The sequence below is a fragment of the Phormidium sp. CCY1219 genome (assembly GCF_055795085.1).
In genome coordinates, this window is sequence record NZ_JAYFEQ010000594.1 from 26,416 (window position 1) to 46,051 (window position 19,636).

Sequence of the window (19,636 nt, forward strand, 5' to 3'; positions counted from 1 at the left end):
AGGGTTTCCGCTTAAATTGTTTGTTGTTAATTGTTAATTTTGAATGACAAATAAAGAACCGAGACTGCGAGATTCTCAATTCTTGATGCCAAAGGTTTGTTTTGGCGGAAGTATTTTCCGTGGGAGAACGAAAACCCTTATTCTTCCACCACCGGGATAGGATGGAGCAATTCGGCGCGAAAAGCGGTGCGGGTTTCCGCTTTCATGTATTTCTGATGCAAAGGCTGCCAATTCAACCAAAACTCGTATCGCGTTTCCCCCAGTTTTTCCGCCAGGGTAGGCAGTTGCTTGGCGAGGTTCGACTGGAAGACATCGGTGAGAGTTTCGGCTAACACGACACTATCTTGCATATTCCCCAAGATATCTTGAATCGATTTCATATCATCCACATATTCTGCAAATGCCGAACCATAGAACTCAGTAAACAAGTTCATTTGATAGCGAACCCGCTTCACTTGCTTGCGGAGGTCGTGCAACACTTCTCCTTGCTTGGCGAATTTTTTTTCCACAGCTTCAGGGCTGAGATTTTCGATTTCCATTTTGCCGTCTTTCCAATTAACGCCAATCGTCCACCCGGGGTGAAGAAAAAGGGTGCTGACTTCGGGCAAGAGTAAATCGGGTAGAACCTCTTGGATGGGAAACTGAGCCATTGCTTCATAGCGAGGATTTTCCAGCCACGCGCTCAACTTTTCTTTAAACGATAGATATCGGTTTTCTTTTAAAGTTGAGCTAACCACGCGGAAGGCATGACGACGTTCTTCGGCTAAGAGTTCTAAAGCCTTTTTGAGGGTTGCCTTTTCTTTTTTGGGTAAAGCGGGTTGGTAGCGAGTTTCGATCGCCTCGAGCAGCACATCGAGGTCGCGCAGCATTCCGAGACTGCGAGAGATTTTGCCAATTTGTTTTTCCCGGGCGGCTTTGGGCAGATGTAAAGCTGGTGCAAACCCTTTCACTGCCGATCGCAGACGTCGCATTCCGACTCGCATTTGATGGAGTGCTTCTGGATCGCGGTCTTCGAGAACATCTTGTTCGTATTTAATGGTTTTCTCGAAATGCTTTTGAACGGCAATTGTCGCCCAATATCCTAGGGTGTTAGTTGGCATGGCTTTTTCAAGTTTCATCGAGAAGGCACCCTCCTAGCACTGAGTGGAACGATAAAATGCTGCCCCTGCGCTTACAGCATTTGGATGAACGATAGCTTATTGTACCACAACCCCCTTTTGAGGAAACTGTACCTCTCGCGGCAACCGTTAGAGAAAGAAAAGAAAAATTATTGCTTCACAAATTCGGCATGTTCTCGCCAGGGTGGGGTGGTGATATCCAGGGGTTTGCACACCCATAAATCGTATTGAATCGAGGTTTGGCCGGTTTGGCGATGTTTGAGAAAAGGCTTGCCCGTCCAAATTTGGCAGCTACAGAGCTGTTTGGGTTCTTGGATAATAAATCCGCCGTCAGTGGGTTGGATTTCGAAGAATTCGATATGCCAATGGGCTGGTTCTACTGCGACATATTCGCAACTGCTACGGTTAAGAGTGTCCAGGTCCGGGGTGTAGGGTTTGATGGCGGTGGGGAGGTAATCGATATCGAGCAGATAGGAGTTAAAACCGAGTTGGCGCGCTTGTTCGACCACCTGATGCCAATCGTGAATGGGGGTTAACTCGCCATCGCGCGGGGTACGATCGGCGAAGCAGTAACCGCCCAACAACCAGAGGAGTTGGGAGAGGATATTTTCGAGCCGATCGCGATCGCGATCGAGCAAATCCACATCTTCTGGGAGCAGGATTCGCCCGGGAACCACCCACCAATATTCCCAAGAGGTTTCTGCGTCAAAGGGAATCAAGCGTTTGACCACGCCGGGAATGCGATCGCGCAGTTGAACTTGTTTGATTTGCTCCGGCGAGGCGTGCTGGAGGCTGGGAATGGGGAAGCTGAGGTGTTTATAAAGGGGGTGCCTCGGCGCGATCGCCTCTTCGGGGGAAATAAACGAATTGATATCTAAATTTAGGGGGTCGGTGTAAAACATGATTCATTTCCTTTACTCTCGACAAGGTATAATTCCTACCTTTAAGCATAAATCTCCAGGTCTGCATCCGCCTAGTTTTGACATCTTTAATTAAGCTTTTCTTTGGGATCGCGCCGTAGCGATCGCGCCGAGGCGAAGGTATCGTTTTTATTTTAGTTTGCATTTGTCATCCGATTAGCTGGGCAATGCCTGGTTTGCAACTTTGCACTTTTGTAAGCAAATTTTTTATAAACTAAATTCATACTGTGAGAATTGTTCCAGAAATCACCTCCAAGGAAAAATGCAAATTAGATGTAAAAGCGGGGGAGCCAGGGAGGCGATCGCGCAGATTGGGGGAGGCGTGCCCCTGGGGGGGGGAGAAAAGCCAGCCGGCGAGTGCATCCACCATCAAAAAACCGCCAAAAACATTGAGCCTGCCTACCACTGCGGGTTCGATGCCAACAAAGCGGTTGCTGCCTTGGCATCCAGGGGCTTAGAGAAAAAATACCCTTGACCGTACTCGCATTTGAGCGCCCGCAGGCCCGCCAATTGTTCCGGGGTTTCCACCCCTTCTGCCACCACATCCATTCCCAGATTGTGAGCCAAATCCACGCAAGTGCGGACGATTTCGAGACTTTCCGACTCCATACTCATGCGCGAGACAAACGACTTATCGATTTTCAGGGTATCGATGGGCAAGCGCTGCAAGCGACTTAAAGACGAGTAACCGGTGCCAAAATCGTCGATGCATAACTGAATCTGTTGCTCTTTGAGCTGCAAGAGCAAAGCCGTTGCGGATTCAGCCGCCGCCATAATTGCCGTTTCGGTGATTTCGAGCTTCAAAGTCTCCCCCGGAATACCGCTTTGTTGGAGAATACCATCGATATGCTCGAGCAATCCCGGATGAGCGAATTGAACCCCGGCGAGATTGACGCTCATGGTTAACAGCGTGGAAGCGGAAGACAAAGGAGCGTCTTCCCAGGGGAGTGGGGAATTGGCGATCGCCCCCGAGGGCAATTGGGCGTGCCACTGACGCAGTTGGCGGGCGGCTTCTTCCAGTACCCAGGCACCCATCGGCACGATCAAGCCAGTACCTTCGGCGATGGGAATAAATTCTCCTGGACAGACCAAACCTCGGGTGGGGTGTCGCCAGCGAATCAGGGCTTCAAAACCGGAGATTTGCCCGGTGCTGAGCTTGACGATGGGCTGATAATACAGTTGCAATTCTTCCCGTTTCAGGGCGCGACGCAAATCGGTTTCCAGTTGCAACATCGCCAATGCGCCGGCATGCATGTCCGGTTCGAATAACGCGGTGCGACCGCCGCCCATTGCTTTGGCGTGGTACATGGCGGTATCGGCGGCGCGCAGGTAGTCTTCGGGTTGGTTGAGGGTATTGGTTGCGGAGTAATCCCACAGGCGATCGCCATGCTCATCCGGTGGAGAAGGGGAAGCGCTGGCGTTGCTGCTGCCTACTGCTACGCCGATACTGGCGGTGGAGAACATTTCATGGCCGTTGATTTCAAACGGCAAAGTCAGTTCTTTATGAATTTTATCCGCCACTGCGGTGGCATCGGCGATCTGGTGAATATTGTCGATCAGGATGGCAAATTCATCGGTACCCACCCGCGCCAGGGTATCTTTTGGTCCGAGACAGGTGCCGAGGCGTCGGGCGGTGGCGCTGAGCAGGCGATCGGCCACCAAATGGCCGAAACTGTATTTCACGATCCCGAAGCGATCGAGGTCCAGGAACAGGACTGCAAATAAATAGTTGGCTCGTCGTTTGGCATGGCGCAGCGATCGCCCCAAACAGTTGAGAAACCAGGCTTTATTCGGCAGTCCGGTGAGGGGATCGTAGAATGCATTGTACAGCAGTTGCTCTTCGGCTTGCTTGCGTTCGGTGATATCATGTAACACGGATAAATGCAAGCCGGGGATAAAGTTAGCGGTGGCGGAATATTCCACATCTCGCATTGTCCCGTCAGAGCGCAGGATTTTGAGTTCTCCGGTGGCGCGACTTTGGGCGTAAAAGTTGGATAAGGCTTGTTCTAGGTCGCAGGGAGACTCGATAAACTCTACAATCGAGCGACCGATGAGTTCCTGGTTGGATAAGCCCAACAAGGTGCAGGCGGCGGGATTGACGGAGACGAACTGGCGATCGTCGTTAAAGATGGCCATCGCGTCGAGGGCGCTCTCGAATAGGGCGCGCAGTTGTCGTTCGCTAGCGCGCAGGGCCACTTCTGCCACCGAGCGCGATCGCCGTCCTGCGGCTTCGCGCAGTTCTCGCTCGATCGCCGGCACTAAGCGCGCCAATTGGTTTTTCATAATATAATCGTGGGCGCCGGCTTTCATGGCGGCGATCGCGGCATCTTCGCCAATTTGTCCGGAGACGATGATAAACGGACAGTCCAGCCCGCGTTCCAATGCGATTTCTAAGGCGTGTGGGGCGCTGAATTGCGGCAAGGCATAATCGGCCAAAATTAAGTCCCAATGTTGGCGATCGAGCGCGGCTTTCATCTCCGAGGCGGTTTCCACTCGTTCGCAGGTTAGCTCATACCCGCCGCGTTTGAGTTCGCGCAGTAGCAACATTGCATCATCCACGTTGTCTTCTACGAGCACGACGCTCAAGCGTAGGCTCATCTTCCTTATCCCTCCATCCCAGAATGTTTTGATGTGGCCAGGTACGGTTAAACCCCCGATCGGGGCTGGGATTTTCCACATCCCTTAGCCAGTGTGAATTGTATTGCCTCAATTTGAGCCTGCTGAAGAATGGGGATTTCTAAATCCTGGCGCGGTACTTGTGTTTGAGAGTTGAACTGCATAGCTTGCGCAAAGGGCGATCGCTGCTGGGTAACTCAATTTTAAGGCATTCCATCGGAAAAAATACCTTGCAGATGGTAATTCCTCAGAGGGGCGTTTCCCCGCAAGGGGCGTTTAACGGGTGAAAATAGGGGTCTGAAAAAGGGAGGGGAGAAGTCACTCGCGCCCAATGCAAGCTCAGTCCCGATGACAATGACTCCTTTAAAACAGACCCTTGCCAGCAGGATGCGGTATGACATCGTTTCCCATCTAGTGTCCGGGGAATGGTTCGATTGCGCCAATGGGGTGTTACCCCTCAATGGGTTGCGGACGTTATTCTGGATTTTCTGAGTTTTCCCACCCCACCTGCACCGGTGGGATTTCGTTCCAAACCAACCAATATCGCCCTAACTGATGAACCGCTTGGACGAATTGCCCGAAATCCACTGGTTTGCAGACGTAGCTATTGGCTCCCAGTCGATAGCTGTCGATCAGGTCTTGGTCTTCGTTGGAGGTGGTGAGAACCACCACGGGGAGTAGGGCGGTGCGCGGATCGGAGCGCATCCGGCGCAAGACTTCCAAACCATCTAATCTCGGCAGTTTCAAGTCGAGTAATATCAAGTGGGGGGCGATCGCCGGATCTCTGCCTGCATAAGTCCCGACGCCAAACAGATAATCCAACGCTTCCACCCCATCATTCACCACCACGACTTCGTGAGCTTGATCGATCTTGTTCAAGGCCATCTGAGTGAGTACCTGTTCGTCAGGATTGTCTTCCACTAGCAGGATAACTTTGCGAGTCATGGCTTTCTCCTGTAAAGGATATGGGGCGGGTTGGGCGTTAGATGCAACTCCCCAACATGTTACGATTTTATTGTAGATGTATAGTGGAGAAAACCTGCTTTTTTTCAGGTAAACTTAACAATATCAAAATCGGGGGTGAAAGGTTAAAACAAATGGAAGCGTTGCGTCAAGGAGCCAGAGGATCGTTAGGAAAAAGCTACCCCCACAATCCTCCCTTAAATCCTCGAACCCTCAATCGGTACAAATGCGCCGGATATTAAGTTTTACTTCAGGGTTTTTTAGCGCTGCTTACCTGGGGCGGCTGTAGGGTAAAATAGAAGGTAGAACCGCCACCGACCTGGGAGTTCGCCCAGACTTCACCGCCGTGGCGATGCACGATTCGCGCCACAGTGGCTAACCCAATGCCGGTTCCTTCAAAGTCAGAGCTTTTATGCAGGCGTTGAAAGGGGGTAAAGAGTTTATCGGTGTAGGTCATATCGAACCCCGCCCCATTGTCGCCCACGAAATAAATCGGCAGGGTTGCGCTCTCGAATTCCTGGTTTTGCAAGAGTCGCTCTAATATGAAATCGGGCAGGGATGAAGGGTCTGTCACGCCAAAGGTAATCCGCGCGTTGGGAGTTTTGCTGGTAAATTTCCAGGCATTGCCTAGTAAGTTGTCTAGCAGCACTTGCAGCAAGTGAGGGTCTCCTTCGGCGACAATTTCCGAGGGAATCTCAACCCCTACGCAGCGATCGCCGTCACTCTGTTGCTTCTCGGCGAGGATGCTGCGGGCAATCTCTGCCAGATTTACCCGCTTTCTTTGCATCTGGGTGCGACTCACCCGGGACAAACTCAGCAAAGCGTCAATTAATTGACCCATTTTTTGGGTGCCGGCGCAAACCCGATGCAAATAATCTTTCCCCAATTCATCTAGGGCGGAATCGTAATCTTCTAATAATGCTTGGGAAAAGCCATTGATAATTCGCAGGGGTGCGCGCAAATCGTGGGAAACGGAATAGCAAAAGGCTTCGAGTTCTTGATTGGCAGCTTGCAGTGCGGCGGTGCGCTCTTGCACTCGCTGCTCTAGCATGGCATTGAGTTGGCACATTTCGGCTTCAATGTGCTTGCGCCAGGTGACGTCTTCGATGGTGACTAATGCATAAGGAGATTTGCCGGAAGCATCGCGCAGCAAACAGGCTCTTAAAATCGCCCAGAGTGTTTCGCCATTTTTTTTCACATACCGTTTTTGAATGGTGTAGGAGGGAATTTCTCCGGCAAAAATTAGCCGCGAAAGCTGTCTTTGGGTTTCTACATCGTCGGGGTGGGTAATCTGGGAAACGGTGGTGGCATTGAGTTCGGATTCGCAATAGCCAAGCATGTGACAGAGCATGGAATTGACTTTTAAGAATTCTCCGCTTTCGCCAATTAGTGCCATCCCCAGTCGCGCTTCTTCAAAAATTTTGCGAAATCGGGCTTCGCTTTGGCGCAGTTCGTTTTCTGCCCGGATGCGATCGCTGATTTCATGTTCAAAAATTGCCAGTCTCGCTACATTGCCGAGGCGATCGAAAATTGGATAGAGATAGGAGTCGAAATATCGACCGTAGCGACTATCTTCAAATCGGGTAGGTTGGCCGGTTTCCACCACTCGTTCTACATGCAGGCGGCGCGATGCTGCCACTGAGGGGGGGAGAGAATCGTAAACGCATTTTCCCATCAGTTCGTCTACGGATTTGCCCAGTCTTTTGGCGGCGGTTTGGTTGGCAGCTAATACGATTCCGCTCGGATAGATGAGCAATAAGGATTCGGTGGTGGCATTGAGCAGTGCCCAGGCGGTTTCTTTGCTTTGTCGCAGGGCTTCTTCGCTGCGTTTGAGGGGGGTAATATCGCGAAAAATGGCCAGGGTGCCGACGATGTTTCCTCCACCGTCGGCGATCGCATCTACTTGCAACCAGGTGGGAATAATTGCCCCGCCGCGCGTGCGGATGTCCACTTCTCCATGCCAGGATTGACCGCTTTTTAGGGTTTCGATCGCGGTGGTTGCTTTGTCTGAATCGGCGATCGCCACTTGGAACCCACCTGCCGCATTCAGTTCTTCTAGGGTATATTCAAATAAGTGGCGAAAGGCGGGGTTTTGGTAAATATAAGTGTGGGTAGCATCGGCGATCGCGATCGCGTCGCTGGCACTTTCTACGGCTTTGGCAATCCGCAATATTGTTTCTTCGCTGCGCTTGCGATCGCTGATGTCGCGCACGATGGCTTGGATTCTCCCGTCTTCTACTTTTTTAGCACTCACTTCGATGGGCAAGCAGGTGCCATCGCCTCGCATCCGGTGTCCTTCTACCAGAACCGGAATCCCTCGTTTCAGTTCCGCTAAAGGCAGGGATTCGGTGACTAAATCGGCGGCAGAGATGAGCTGGCTAATCTTTTTTTGTAACAGCTCTTCGCGACTCATTTCTAATAGTTCGCACCCTCGAGAATTGATTTCTGTGAGATGCCCGCGCTCGTCAAAGACTAAAATCCCGTCTGAGGCTTGTTCTAGCAACATTTGGTAGTGTCTTTCGCTGCGCTTTTTGGCTTCGATGGCTTGCTGGCGCGGGGTCATGTTTTCCAGCATGGCTAATGCATAAATCGGCTGCCCTTTTCGATTCCAAATCGCGCAAATGGTGAGTTTTATCCAAAGGGTTTGTTTGCTTTGGTTGACGTAGGGTTTTTCGATTTGAAAGTACGGAATTTCTCGGGTAAATAGCTGTTGCAGCGGTTGCCAATCTGCGGCGATATCATCGGGATGGCTGAGTGCGGACATCGGTTTTCCGAGCAAGTCTGCTTCGCGAGCATCGAGCATTTGGCAGAACATGGGATTGACTTTGATGAGTTGATAGTTTAAGTCGGCGATCGCCATGCCCAGCGGGCCTTGCTCGAATATGGTTCGGAAGCGCTCTTCACTGTCTTGCAGCGCTTTTTCGGCTTGCTTGCGATCGGTAATATCCCGACAAGTGTAGATCAGGGTACCATTGTTAATCGCTACCCGCTTGACGTTGATTAATAAGTTGTGTGCTTTGCCTTGTTTATCGGTGATTTTCCATTCTAAATTGGAAAGTTGTTTGAACTCGATCGAGCAAATATTACCTGACTGCATCACCCATTCAAAAAACCCCTTACCAAAAAAATCATTGATGTGTTTTGTCCTTTCTAGGTGATAGCCGCGCCCCTGAAATATATTCTCTACGTTGGGGCAAATATAGGTAAGTTCCCCCCGGGAATCGCTGATGAAAACGCCATCGGAAATATTGCTCAGGGTAATCCGATGAAGTTCTTCCGACTCGCGCAAGGCTCTCTCGGCGCGGATGCGATCGCTAATGTCTCTCACTATTGAGATTAAGTTTCCTTCGTCACTTTTGACCGTGCGAGCTTCAAAATAATAACAGCGATCGTTCAGATCGATTTGGTACTCAAAGCACTGGGGGGCTTCGGTTTTCACCGCGCGATCGATACTCTGCATTACTTGCCCTGCCAATTTTGCCGGCAAAACCTCCGTCACCTTTTTCCCTAAAAACTCCCTCGGAGGCACTAAGGTTTCAAAATTAGGGGCGGGAATATAGTCGAGATAAGTGCCATTTTGGTCATGGGAAAATATCGCATCGGGAATCGCTTTTAAAATGGCTTGGTTTACCGCTTCACTGTGGCGCAGGGATGCTTCGGTTTGCTTGAGCTGGGTCACTTCCACCACCATCATCCCAATCCCGCGCACTCGATTTATCCGATCCTGAATGGGGAAAAAAGATGCCACCCAATGTCGGATATTTCCCGGCGAATTGAGCATTTCGCTGCTAAATTCCGTTTGGCATACTGGCGTTCCCTTTTCGATGATGTCCCGTAATAGCGGTTCGATGCGCGGGGCAATTTGGGGTAAAATTTCTCTGTAGGTTTTGCCCACATGGGTGGTGACGGAAAACCCCTGTATGTCAGCTAGGGTTTCGTTAATTTGCACGAAACGCAAGCTTGTGTCTAAAATGGCTAAGCCGGCAGGGGCAGAGGTAAAAAAGGCATTCAGATGTTCTTGCAGGGAGGTAAATTGCCGTTTGAGTCTTTTTTGTGCGGTGATGTCTTTGGCAACGGCATAGATATATCCATCCTGATTGCGCGATATTTTCCAGGATAGCCAACGATAAAGCCCATTTTTATGGGAAAACCGATTCTCTATCTGGTACGTTTTCCCCGCTTGGCAGTTTCGATCGAGAATCCGGGTGGTGTGGATATCCTCGGGATGGATAAAGTCACTCCAAGGTCGCGATCGCATCTCTTGTGCTGTCCATCCAAGATGCTGTTCCCAGTTTTGACTGACTTTCTCGCAATATCCCGACGGTCCTCTGATGCAAAACAATTCCGAGGACAAGTTCATCAAGCGCTGCATTTCTTCTCCAGAGATTTCCTCTGTAGAAGGGTTGGATGTTGTTAATTCGTTCATGGGAGTCGCGATCGCCTGTTTCTGGTTCCATCGGTCCTCTCTCCCCCAATCCTAAAACCCCATCTGTTTGATTTGCGCTTCATTCCGGAGTTTTTTTATCATTCCGTCACAACCTTTGTCGTGAATCGGGTTCAATGAGGTTTTGCCTACTTTTTTGTCCGTGGAGCAGATGCTGCCACCCTCGGGGGAAATGAACCGCCAACCAACCCATACTATCCCTTTTCCCCGAAACATTTTTGTAAAGCCGGACACACTTTTACCGCGATCGCTGTGGTTAAAATACTATAAAGGATAATTATTATCTCAATGGCTCGACAATTTCCATCTCGTGCAGGCTAAAATAAATAGCCGACTGTTGCTACAGCAGGCTACCATCGTGATTTAACTAACTTCCGCCATGTTTCTCTGGTTCTCGCCAAACGCTTTCCCGTTTCATGCTTGAAAATTTATAACGCGATCGGCAGGCAGTTTAAGTCCTGAAGGAGGATTGGAATGCGCGATCGCCTCCTCGATCGTTCCCTGTGAATATTTTAACTTGGGAATCTCTTGAGTCTTGACAGGTGCAACCGAATCTTTACCATGAGAATAGTCAATCCCCCGATACTTGTACTGAATGCTTTTTTGGGGAATTTCCATATGTCTCGGATAAGCGATTTGCCAATTCACACCCCGATAATTCCCGGTGAGTTCCCCCTCAACCCCATCCCATACAGGGACAATGGTTTCGTAACTTCTACCGCGATAAAATAATTGGTTTTTATGGGTCATTGGTCGTTTGTTACGGGTCATTTGTCGTTTGTCATTGGTCAATGGTCATTGATGATTAGAAATTCGGGAGGTTGTCTTCCGGGGTTTCTTTGGATAAATTGACTTCCGATGCTAAGCGAGTGAGCATGGAATCCTGACGATGTTTCTGCTGCTGACGATTCCGCCGAATCAGCATCCGCGCTTGTTGGTGCATACTCATATCCGTTCCTCCAGTTCAGAATTTGCCTAAAATTTCTGTAAAATTCGTTACTAAATGCATGATAACCGGAGAAGATGCATTTGTGGGTTAAGGATGGGTAAGGATTGAGTTAAACTTGCCCAGGTGTTGGCTGGCGTAAAAATTCGAGATAAACAAACTGCAATGTTGCGGTTGCAGATAGATTGACGGGCGAGGGGATGCCGGGGAGGAAAGGTGGTTTTTTGGGGATTTCGGGCATTGTATAAAATTACCGAAAGCCGATCGCGAGGGGTACGGCAATGCCGTACCCCTATGTTTGAGCAATAATAAACAGACCAGAGGGCATGAGATAGGTGTAGCCCCGATTGTATCCCAGGGCGATCGCTCAACTCAACGCTGTTTCATTAACAGCGGGCGGACCACGGAATAACCGATGGCAAATGCACCGACCACAATCAGAATCACGGCGATCGCCAACCACAAGCCATTGGTATCGGACGATCGCATCTTCCTCGAACCGGTACGCGGACGAGTTTCTCGCTGTTCGGTAAACAACGGTTGCGAACCGCCTGCATTGCGATCGAGTTCGTCGATCGCAAACGGGGAACCCGAGGCCCCCGGTCCTGGACCGCGATCGCTGGCGCGGGGGGGCGCTGGTTTGGCTCCTTGGGGTTCTGCTGGCAGGTTGGCATGAGCGGAAGCTACCTGCGGACCGGCGGATTTCATCGGTTCCCAGGAGTCTACCACCTTCTGCAAATGAATTGCCGAATGCACCACATTTTCAATTTCTTGGCGCATTTGTTGATTTTGCTTAACTAACTGCTGATTTTGAGTATTGAGCGAGTCAAGCATTTCCTGGGCCGCTTGTAATTCGGCAACCACTTCTCGATACAGAGAAATCGGCACCGACGGAGAATAGGATTGACTGGAACTCGGGGGGGTTGGTGGGGTTGGCGGCGCGTTGCCGGGAGTTGTAGTATTTCGCATAGTGGCTTAGTGGTAAATCATCGAAGGACTCAATGCGATCGCAAGTGTTTTCCTGCTCGCGACGATCTTCTCTATGCCTCAGATTACAGCAAGCTCAACCCCGATTCGTCAAGAAATCCCCACAAATTTCTCCGGCAAATGCTACTGCCAACTGACAAATTGTCGGTTGTTTATTCTTGATTGTCTATCAGTTGCCGTGGCTAGTTTGCCCCCGGGTCTGGTAAATCCGTGAAATTTTGACCCCCACTGAAGCCAAAAACGAGAAACTCCCGGCGTCGCAGCAAACAGCTTCCCTGTGAAAATCCCTCTCGACTACTTCACAGATTACTTTTTTGTCGCGGGAGTTTATAAAAAAAATATAAAGAAACGCCAGGGGTTCGGATTTTTTCAGAGAAAATAGAGTTCTACTTCCTCTCAGTTGACCCCGAATTCTCTCCCTTTCCGGAAGATAGTCCGCTGACCATTTCCTCAGATTTAACGTTCACTTTACATCAGATGTTGCATACCACTACCCTAGAAAAATTCACCACCAACCATCTGTCGGAACTAGAAATTGTACTGACTTGCAGCAGTCCTCAGCCCGAGTCAGAAAAAACAGAAAAGCTGAAACGTATGTTAGAAAAGTCGGTGTATTGGCCGGCTCTATTAAACTTAGCCAATCGCCATCGGGTCACGCCCCTGGTGTATGCCGGTTTCAACCCGCTAAAGGAGCGAATTCCGCCGAAAATTTTCCAGCAGTTGCACCTAGATTTTCGCCTAAACAGCCGACGCAGTTTATTGTTGAGTGGGGAACTGATAAACCTGCTGAAGTTGTTTGAAAAAGAAGGAATTGTTGGAGTTCCTTTCAAAGGAGCGGTTTTGGGAGCTTCAGCTTATGGGAATTGTTCCTTGCGTCAGTTTACCGATATCGACCTGTTAATTCGCGAAAAAGATATCGAGAAAGCGAAAGCGGTGTTGTTGGCCCAGGGATATGGGATGAAAATCGAGCGGATCGAACTGACTGCGGAACAGGAGGAGAAATTTTTGCGATCGCGGGATATTTATCATTTCGTTCGCGAAGCCGCTTATCCGTTCGTTCATCGGCGAAAAAAATTGGTGGTGGAACTTCATTGGGGAATTATGCCGAAATATTTTAGTTTTCCCCTGGAAACCGAAGCCTTTTGGAATACACTGCAAACTGTGACGATTTCCGGTCAAGAGGTGCCCTGTCTTTCCCCAGAAACCACCCTTTTTGTTCTGGTGGGACATGGGACGAAAGACTGTTGGGGGCAATTGGCTAGAATTGCCGACATTGCATACTTGATTCACAGCCACCCCGAGCTTGATTGGGACCGAATTCAAGAACAAGCGCGGTGTCAGAGAGTGCAGAGAATGCTCGGATTGGGGTTAAAGCTGGCGTCGGAATTATTAGGAATTGATTTACCCGAAAATATTCAAGAGAAACTGAACCGCGACCCCAGCTTGAAATCCCTCGTCCCTTGGGTTTATCAACAATTGTTCGACCCGCAATTCAGTTCCGAACCCGATGGCACCCAGACCCGATTTCACCTGCAAGTTAGAGAACATTTTGCCGATCGCCTGAATTATTTTGTCCAACTTGCAACCACCCCAACCACATCAGACTGGTTGTTGTTACCGTTAGCTGAGTTTCCCCGATTTCCCTATTATTTTCTGCGCCCCTACCGACTGGTGCGCGAACAAATTATGAAAGTTATGCCAAAACAGAGCCATTAATCTAGCCAAATCGCTGTTCGATGAAACCCGGGAGAATTGCGATCGCTTTAAATTGTTGAAAGCGGGGTTTTATGGGAAAAACCAGATATGCTCTCGGGGCGGGTTTCCGGTGACAAGCAACCGCGCGGCGATCGCGTCCATTTGACCCCGCTGTGATTTTTCTCCATTTCATTTTTTTTGCTTTATAAGCGCAATAATTAAAGCAACGCCCGCTTGATTCAAAGCAGGGGGGTAAATGCTCTCAGATATCCTTTTATCATCTGGGTTTTAGCAGAGTTTATCCGGATAGAGTTTCCTGCCGTAAAATTGCTGCATTTGAAACACAAAAACTCAAAATAGTAAGTGACAAAAATCCCATTGTAGGCTGAAGGATACATCCACTCGAAAAAAACGGCTAAATCCCTTGACAAGGGGAAAAAATAAGGTTAATTTAGGGTTAAGTTTGGTGAAAGACCTTGGATATATCTGGCTAAAATCCACCCAAACCGTTACCGAGGCATTGTAGTTTTCCCTGCTTTGCCGTAATCTACTGTTGTAGAACACAGGTAAAATTGAGGTCGGGTTTTGTCAGAATAGTAAAGTCGTAAGGGTTAAGTGGCTCGATTGGCCCACAGTTTAAAGCAAAACTCAATTTTGACTCATGCAGTAAATGGCTGGAAAATAAGCAATCGATGTCACCCATACTTTGCCGATAGATAAGGTCGAGCGATCGCCAAACGGATATCGTTTCTAGATATAGCCAAACGACAATGAACGTAGCGCAAAAATACAGAGTCAACAGTCCTAAAGTGGTTCACGAAACCATTGATGGAGAAGTGGTAGTGGTCAACTTAGACAAAGGGGACTACTATAGTTTTCTGGCAACCGGAGCCGAAATTTGGGAAAGTCTGATCCAAGGAACACCCAGCAATTTAGTGGTAGCAGAAATCCTAAATCGCTACGAGGGAGAACCGGGTCAAATCGAAAATTCAATTCAGGAATTTTTAGACAAACTGCAGCAGGAAGAACTGATTGTTCCCGCATCGAGTGACTCATTGACCTCGGAATCTTCATCCAGTCCTGCTGCGGAGAATGCTTCTCCCCCGCAAAAGCAGCCTTTTGAAATTCCTACCCTGCAAAAATACACGGATATGGAAGAATTGCTAGCGCTAGATCCCATCCATGAAGTGGATGAAATGGGATGGCCGAACGTCAAGCAATAAACGAAAGTGGACCACAAGCAAATCGGGGTTGAGAGAGATGCTCAGCCCCAAAAAATTCAAAAGGATAGAGCAAAAAAAACGATGGCGATCGAGCATGATTTAGGGCAGGAAACCACCTCTTTGAACAGTGACGAACAAGCGCCCCTAGATTTTTTTAATGCGGTGTACGCGCGTTACAAAACCGCAGAAACGGCATCGGAAGGGCCTGTGGAACGGTTTTATAACCTAGGGGGGCATAAAATTCGCTTGTGTTTTGCCGGCCAGGCGTTAATTCCTTATTTGACCCCGGCATTAGGGCATTTAGAAATCGAACCGATTGTTAATCCAGAACTGACCGTTTGTTTGTGGGATAGCGAATCCACCCAAACGGTTATGCCACCACCCCCGTGGTCGAAAGATTGCTATCATCCCAAACGGGGAGAAATTATCGGGTATAATACCGATCGCATTCATACCAGTTTTCAATGGGGGTCTTACGCTTTAAGTGTGTTAGATCGCGATCGCAACTTAGGGATTTACTGGGTGTCCACCGCCAAACAAATTCCCTATTGGGAAACCGGTTCTCCCCTGCGAACCATTTTTAATGTGTGGTTGAGTCAGCGAGAAGTGCAACTGGTGCATGCCGGTGCAGTAGGACTTCCCGAAGGCGGGGTTTTGCTCACCGGAAAAGGCGGTTCTGGAAAATCCACCTCAGCATTAGCCTGCTTGAATTCTAACCTTTTTTACGCCAGTGACGATTATTGTTTGATTTCCCCCACACCAACTCCCACGGTATTTAGTCTTTATAACACGGGCAAAAAAAATGCCGATGATGTAGAACGGTTGCCCTTTTTAACTTCTGCCATTCGCAATCGCGATCGCCTCGCAACCGAAAAAGCGCTTTACTTTATTCATCAAGCATTTCCCGAAAAAATCCTCACCACTTTCCCAATCAAAGCCATTCTCATTCCCCGAATTGTCGGTAGCAAAGACACTCGATTGCAAGCCACCTCATCCACCACCGCCTTAACCGCACTGGCTCCGAGTACGATGATTCAATTACCCGGTACCGGAAAAGAAGCCTGCCAAATGATGAAAAAAGTCGCCGATCGCGTGCCCTGTTACGAACTTCAATTAGGCAGTGAAATCGAGCAAATTCCACAAGTCATTTTCCAACTTATCAGCCAATAAATACAGTAAAAAGCGATGGAAAACTTACCGCTGGTCAGTGTTATTATCCCCGTTCACAATGGAGAAAACTATCTAGCTGACGCCATTGAAAGCGTTTTGGGTCAGAATTATCAGCCTCTAGAAATTCTAGTTATTGATGATGGTTCTACCGATAAAACCGCTGAAATTGCCAAGGAATATGGGGAGAAAATTCGCTACATTTATCAATTAAATGCCGGTCCGGCTGCAGCTCGCAACGCTGGCATAAAACTAGCAAACGGCGACATACTGGGGTTTTTAGATGCGGACGATTTATGGTCTGAAAATTGTTTGCACGCATTAGTCACCCCCTTGCGAGAATTTCCCGAGATTTTAATTGCCCAAGGGTTAATTCAAGAACTCGAACTCTCCGAGTCTCAGTTTCAAGAAACTTCTGTCTCCTATCAATACATTAATTTGGGAAGCGCTCTATATCGCCGAGTCGTTTTCGACAAACTTACCGGATTTGATGCCACCATGCGCTATGGCGAAGATGTGGATTTCTTCTTGCGAGCTTGGGAAAATAATATTCCCAAAACAGTCATCAAAACCGTCACGTTATTTTATCGCAAGCACGAGCAAAATATGACGGCGGGGAAAAAATTAGTAGACTTGGGGTTTTTGAGAGTGTATAAAAAGCACATCGAGCGCAAACGCCAACGCCAAGAATCTGCCCTCAGCTTACCCACTAATTTACCGCCGCTATCGGAATATCTCGGCGTTCATCCCAGTCATCCTCGATTTCAGTCATTTAATTAATTATTAACCTGAGGCAATCAATTGGGCGGAAAAAGCAAAAAACTGGGAATGAAGGATAACTCGATGCTGCAAACCACCGATTAACTGACAAAGAATGCAGGGAGTTTAACATGAGCGACAGTCAACCCTTAGTGAGTGCGATTATTCCGGTTTACAACTGCGATCGCTACTTAAAAGAAACGATTCTCAGCGTTTTGCAGCAAACTCATCCCCCCTTTGAAATCCTGGTCATTGATGATGGTTCCACCGACAACAGTGCTGCAGTAGCACAGGAATTTTCCGACTCCATTCAATACTATTCTCAACCCAATCAGGGTGCGGGAACTGCTCGCAACTATGGCACTCAACTCGCCAAAGGCAACTATTTTGCTTTTTTAGATGCAGATGATTTGTGGGAGAAAGACAAATTAACTCGTCAACTGCAAATCTTTGCCAATCGCCCGGAAGTGGACATGGTATTCGGACAGATGAAAAACTTTCACAGTCCCGAACTTCCCGAAAGTGTCAAACAGCAGTTTTACTGTCCTCCGGAATTAATTCCGGGATATCATCCTGGAACCTTGTTGATTAAACGCGAGGCGTTTGAGCGTGTCGGATCGTTCGATACCCAGTGGAAATTAGGGGAATTTATCGACTGGTATTTAAAAGCAATGGAAGCGGGGTTAAACAGCGCCATGTTACCTGAATTGGTACTCAGGCGCAGGATTCATCAAACGAATACTGGGAGTCGCGATCGCGACTTCCGAAAAGACTACGTTCGCATTGTCAAAGCATCCCTGGATCGCCGTCGAGGGAAAAAGCAACTATGAAATTTAACTTGAAGCAGCGGTTAAAAGCGGGTGTAAAAGGATTTCTCAATCCTTCCCCCCAGTCAGCAAAAGTTCTCAACGTACCGCCGGAACCCCGGGTTATTATCAGCGATCGCCTATTAGAAAATAAAAACGTCCTGATTACCGGCACCGGGCGTAATATTGGCAGAAGTATTGCCCTGGAAATGGCGAAACAGGGAGCCAATATCTTTGGAATTGAGCGTTCTGCCAACAAAACAGAACAATTAGAGTCGGAATTAAAATCCTATCCAATTCACTTTCAAAGCTTTACGTTTGATATCTCTAGGCATGAGGAAATGGTCCAGTTTTGTCGCGAATTAGAGTCCAGTGAAATTGATATAGATGTACTGGTGAATAATGTGGGACTGAAAATCGAGAACATCGGACTACAAAAGTTCAATTTGGACGATTGGCACGCTACTTTTAATACTAATGTATTGGAACCGATGTTTTTAACTCAGGCGATCGCCAACAGAATGCGCGATCGGCAACGGAAGGGGTCGATTATATTTATCACTTCTATACACCAGTGGGAAATTTCCCGCTGGGTGAGCTACAGTGCCTCTAAAGCCGCATTAAGAGCGATCGTCAAAGAACTCGCCCTAGACCTTGCGCCCCATGACATCCGGGTGAATGGAATTGCGCCGGGATGGATCGCAGAAAACGAGGACGGCACCCCGCTGCCGCACCCTTATACCGTCCTGGATCGGCATTCTATTCCCCCGCGTTACATTGGCAGAGCGGCAGTATATTTAGCGGCGGATTATTTCTCACAATTTACGACCGGCACGATTCTCAAAATCGATGCCGGATTATCTTTATACAATCATCGCGTTCGCGAACATCCACCCCACTGACGAGGTAATTGCCCAAACCCTAAAAAATAGGATGATTGTGATGCTAAAATCTCGACTCAAACAAATGTGGAAAAACCGAATCCAATATCGGTTTAAATCCCCACTGCAAAGCAACTGCCCCGAATTCGCGCGTTTATTCCCCCAAGGCGCGAAACTGCAGCGCGTTGCTAGGGGATTTGAGTTTACAGAAGGGCCGGTTTGGTTTGGCGAACGGCAGGTGCTTTTATTTAGCGATATTCCCGCCAATATTATTTACCAACTCAGCGCCACGGGTGAGGTCACTGTATTTAGAAAACCCAGTCACCACGCCAACGGCTTAACCCGCGACAGACAAGGACAATTGATTGCCTGCGAACATGGAACTCGCCGCGTTACCCGCACGGAAATGGATGGAAAAATTACCCCATTAGCTGTCAGTTTTAACGGCAAAAAATTAAACAGTCCGAATGATGTTGTGGTCAAAAGTGATGGGGCGATTTACTTTACCGATCCGCCCTATGGAATCGAGCCACAACAGCAAGAACAACCGATGCAAGGGGTTTATCTCATTTCCGGCGATCGCACCGAAACCGAAATTCTCCTCGTCGCCGATGATTTCGAGAAACCCAATGGTTTAGCGTTTTCGCCCGATGAGAAAACACTCTACGTGGATGATTCCCAACGCCGTCACATTCGCGTGTTTGATGTTTTAGAAAATGGTAAGCTAGGGAACAGTCGAATTTTTGCCGATATGAATGTCAAAGAACCCGGTTTGCCCGATGGGATGAAATGCGATCGCCAAGGCAATCTTTACTGTACCGGTGCCGCTGGAGTGTGGATTTTTAACCCGCAAGGCACTCATTTAGGAACGATTCTCACCCCAGAACAACCGAGCAACTGTGCTTGGGGAGATGACGATGGGCAAACCCTTTATATCACCGCTCAAACTTCCCTCTATAAAATCCGCGTCAATTCCCCAGGAATTCCAGTTTTCCCCTCACTCCCAGCATAAGATGGGAACGATTACACATCAAGGTTCCGCCTCATCTGGAAGTCGGTATGCAACCGGATGGGCAGAATTTCTTCTCCATTAAAATATCGAGGACACTGA

Annotated in this window: 16 protein-coding genes; 7 read left to right on the top strand and 9 right to left on the bottom strand. The window is 48.6% G+C overall.

What is annotated here, in order from left to right; all coding sequences use genetic code 11:
* Positions 1–137 precede the first annotated feature (137 nt).
* The 8 genes from AC0QH1_RS16790 to AC0QH1_RS16825 form a co-directional block, all read right to left on the bottom strand.
* Positions 138–1,118, bottom strand: coding sequence for a CHAD domain-containing protein (locus tag AC0QH1_RS16790; protein WP_324632371.1), 981 nt, complete (start codon positions 1,116–1,118; stop codon positions 138–140).
* A gap of 149 nt (positions 1,119–1,267) precedes the next feature.
* Complete coding sequence (locus AC0QH1_RS16795) at positions 1,268–2,020, bottom strand: hypothetical protein (protein ID WP_324632372.1); 753 nt, start codon at positions 2,018–2,020, stop codon at positions 1,268–1,270.
* A 417-nt stretch (positions 2,021–2,437) separates the two neighbouring features.
* Positions 2,438–4,636, bottom strand: coding sequence for a putative bifunctional diguanylate cyclase/phosphodiesterase (locus tag AC0QH1_RS16800; RefSeq protein WP_324632373.1), 2,199 nt, complete (start codon positions 4,634–4,636; stop codon positions 2,438–2,440).
* A gap of 492 nt (positions 4,637–5,128) precedes the next feature.
* Positions 5,129–5,599 (bottom strand): response regulator, encoded by a 471-nt coding sequence (locus tag AC0QH1_RS16805; protein ID WP_324632374.1) that lies wholly within the window; start codon positions 5,597–5,599, stop codon positions 5,129–5,131.
* Positions 5,600–5,867: 268 nt separating this feature from the next.
* The gene (locus AC0QH1_RS16810; protein WP_324632375.1) at positions 5,868–10,043 is read right to left on the bottom strand and encodes a PAS domain-containing sensor histidine kinase; all 4,176 of its coding nucleotides are present in this window, start codon (positions 10,041–10,043) and stop codon (positions 5,868–5,870) included.
* 432 nt (positions 10,044–10,475) lie between these two features.
* On the bottom strand, positions 10,476–10,811 hold the full coding sequence (locus AC0QH1_RS16815; RefSeq protein WP_324632376.1) for a DUF4278 domain-containing protein: 336 nt from the start codon (positions 10,809–10,811) through the stop codon (positions 10,476–10,478).
* Between the two features lie 55 nt (positions 10,812–10,866).
* Positions 10,867–11,010, bottom strand: coding sequence for a hypothetical protein (locus tag AC0QH1_RS16820; protein WP_324632377.1), 144 nt, complete (start codon positions 11,008–11,010; stop codon positions 10,867–10,869).
* Positions 11,011–11,379: 369 nt separating this feature from the next.
* Positions 11,380–11,976: a hypothetical protein gene (locus AC0QH1_RS16825; RefSeq protein ID WP_324632378.1), complete on the bottom strand. Its 597-nt coding sequence runs from the start codon at positions 11,974–11,976 to the stop codon at positions 11,380–11,382.
* A gap of 495 nt (positions 11,977–12,471) precedes the next feature.
* Between AC0QH1_RS16825 and AC0QH1_RS16830 the strand changes: the two genes are divergently transcribed.
* A complete protein-coding gene (locus AC0QH1_RS16830; protein WP_324632379.1) occupies positions 12,472–13,710 on the top strand; it encodes a nucleotidyltransferase domain-containing protein in 1,239 nt (412 codons plus the stop codon).
* A gap of 1 nt (position 13,711) precedes the next feature.
* Here AC0QH1_RS16830 and AC0QH1_RS16835 read toward each other — a convergent pair whose 3' ends face one another.
* On the bottom strand, positions 13,712–13,882 hold the full coding sequence (locus AC0QH1_RS16835; RefSeq protein WP_324632380.1) for a hypothetical protein: 171 nt from the start codon (positions 13,880–13,882) through the stop codon (positions 13,712–13,714).
* 577 nt (positions 13,883–14,459) lie between these two features.
* Here AC0QH1_RS16835 and AC0QH1_RS16840 point away from each other — a divergent pair.
* The 6 genes from AC0QH1_RS16840 to AC0QH1_RS16865 all read left to right on the top strand — a co-directional run bounded on the left by AC0QH1_RS16840 (position 14,460) and on the right by AC0QH1_RS16865 (position 19,537).
* Positions 14,460–14,912 carry a PqqD family protein gene (locus tag AC0QH1_RS16840; protein ID WP_324632381.1) on the top strand — a complete coding sequence of 151 codons (453 nt, stop codon included), beginning with the start codon at positions 14,460–14,462 and terminating at the stop codon, positions 14,910–14,912.
* A gap of 81 nt (positions 14,913–14,993) precedes the next feature.
* Positions 14,994–16,082 carry a phosphoenolpyruvate carboxykinase (ATP) gene (locus AC0QH1_RS16845; RefSeq protein WP_324632384.1) on the top strand — a complete coding sequence of 363 codons (1,089 nt, stop codon included), beginning with the start codon at positions 14,994–14,996 and terminating at the stop codon, positions 16,080–16,082.
* Positions 16,083–16,097: 15 nt separating this feature from the next.
* Positions 16,098–16,859 carry a glycosyltransferase family 2 protein gene (locus AC0QH1_RS16850; RefSeq protein WP_324632385.1) on the top strand — a complete coding sequence of 254 codons (762 nt, stop codon included), beginning with the start codon at positions 16,098–16,100 and terminating at the stop codon, positions 16,857–16,859.
* Between the two features lie 110 nt (positions 16,860–16,969).
* Complete coding sequence (locus tag AC0QH1_RS16855; protein ID WP_324632386.1) at positions 16,970–17,668, top strand: glycosyltransferase family 2 protein; 699 nt, start codon at positions 16,970–16,972, stop codon at positions 17,666–17,668.
* Positions 17,665–18,546: an SDR family NAD(P)-dependent oxidoreductase gene (locus AC0QH1_RS16860; protein ID WP_324632387.1), complete on the top strand. Its 882-nt coding sequence runs from the start codon at positions 17,665–17,667 to the stop codon at positions 18,544–18,546. Before AC0QH1_RS16855 ends, AC0QH1_RS16860 begins: the two co-directional genes overlap by 4 nt.
* 40 nt (positions 18,547–18,586) lie before the next feature.
* Positions 18,587–19,537 (top strand): SMP-30/gluconolactonase/LRE family protein, encoded by a 951-nt coding sequence (locus tag AC0QH1_RS16865; protein WP_324632388.1) that lies wholly within the window; start codon positions 18,587–18,589, stop codon positions 19,535–19,537.
* Positions 19,538–19,636: the final 99 nt, after the last annotated feature.

What these genes read in the sequence shown, in the direction of transcription:
- AC0QH1_RS16790 (WP_324632371.1), bottom strand. Translation starts at nt 1,118, where the DNA reads ATGAAACTTGAAAAAGCCATGCCAACTAACACCCTAGGATATTGGGCG.
- AC0QH1_RS16795 (WP_324632372.1), bottom strand. Translation starts at nt 2,020, where the DNA reads ATGTTTTACACCGACCCCCTAAATTTAGATATCAATTCGTTTATTTCC.
- AC0QH1_RS16800 (WP_324632373.1), bottom strand. Translation starts at nt 4,636, where the DNA reads ATGAGCCTACGCTTGAGCGTCGTGCTCGTAGAAGACAACGTGGATGAT.
- AC0QH1_RS16805 (WP_324632374.1), bottom strand. Translation starts at nt 5,599, where the DNA reads ATGACTCGCAAAGTTATCCTGCTAGTGGAAGACAATCCTGACGAACAG.
- AC0QH1_RS16810 (WP_324632375.1), bottom strand. Translation starts at nt 10,043, where the DNA reads ATGAACGAATTAACAACATCCAACCCTTCTACAGAGGAAATCTCTGGA.
- AC0QH1_RS16815 (WP_324632376.1), bottom strand. Translation starts at nt 10,811, where the DNA reads ATGACCCATAAAAACCAATTATTTTATCGCGGTAGAAGTTACGAAACC.
- AC0QH1_RS16820 (WP_324632377.1), bottom strand. Translation starts at nt 11,010, where the DNA reads ATGAGTATGCACCAACAAGCGCGGATGCTGATTCGGCGGAATCGTCAG.
- AC0QH1_RS16825 (WP_324632378.1), bottom strand. Translation starts at nt 11,976, where the DNA reads ATGCGAAATACTACAACTCCCGGCAACGCGCCGCCAACCCCACCAACC.
- AC0QH1_RS16830 (WP_324632379.1), top strand. Translation starts at nt 12,472, where the DNA reads ATGTTGCATACCACTACCCTAGAAAAATTCACCACCAACCATCTGTCG.
- AC0QH1_RS16835 (WP_324632380.1), bottom strand. Translation starts at nt 13,882, where the DNA reads ATGAAATGGAGAAAAATCACAGCGGGGTCAAATGGACGCGATCGCCGC.
- AC0QH1_RS16840 (WP_324632381.1), top strand. Translation starts at nt 14,460, where the DNA reads ATGAACGTAGCGCAAAAATACAGAGTCAACAGTCCTAAAGTGGTTCAC.
- AC0QH1_RS16845 (WP_324632384.1), top strand. Translation starts at nt 14,994, where the DNA reads ATGGCGATCGAGCATGATTTAGGGCAGGAAACCACCTCTTTGAACAGT.
- AC0QH1_RS16850 (WP_324632385.1), top strand. Translation starts at nt 16,098, where the DNA reads ATGGAAAACTTACCGCTGGTCAGTGTTATTATCCCCGTTCACAATGGA.
- AC0QH1_RS16855 (WP_324632386.1), top strand. Translation starts at nt 16,970, where the DNA reads ATGAGCGACAGTCAACCCTTAGTGAGTGCGATTATTCCGGTTTACAAC.
- AC0QH1_RS16860 (WP_324632387.1), top strand. Translation starts at nt 17,665, where the DNA reads ATGAAATTTAACTTGAAGCAGCGGTTAAAAGCGGGTGTAAAAGGATTT.
- AC0QH1_RS16865 (WP_324632388.1), top strand. Translation starts at nt 18,587, where the DNA reads ATGCTAAAATCTCGACTCAAACAAATGTGGAAAAACCGAATCCAATAT.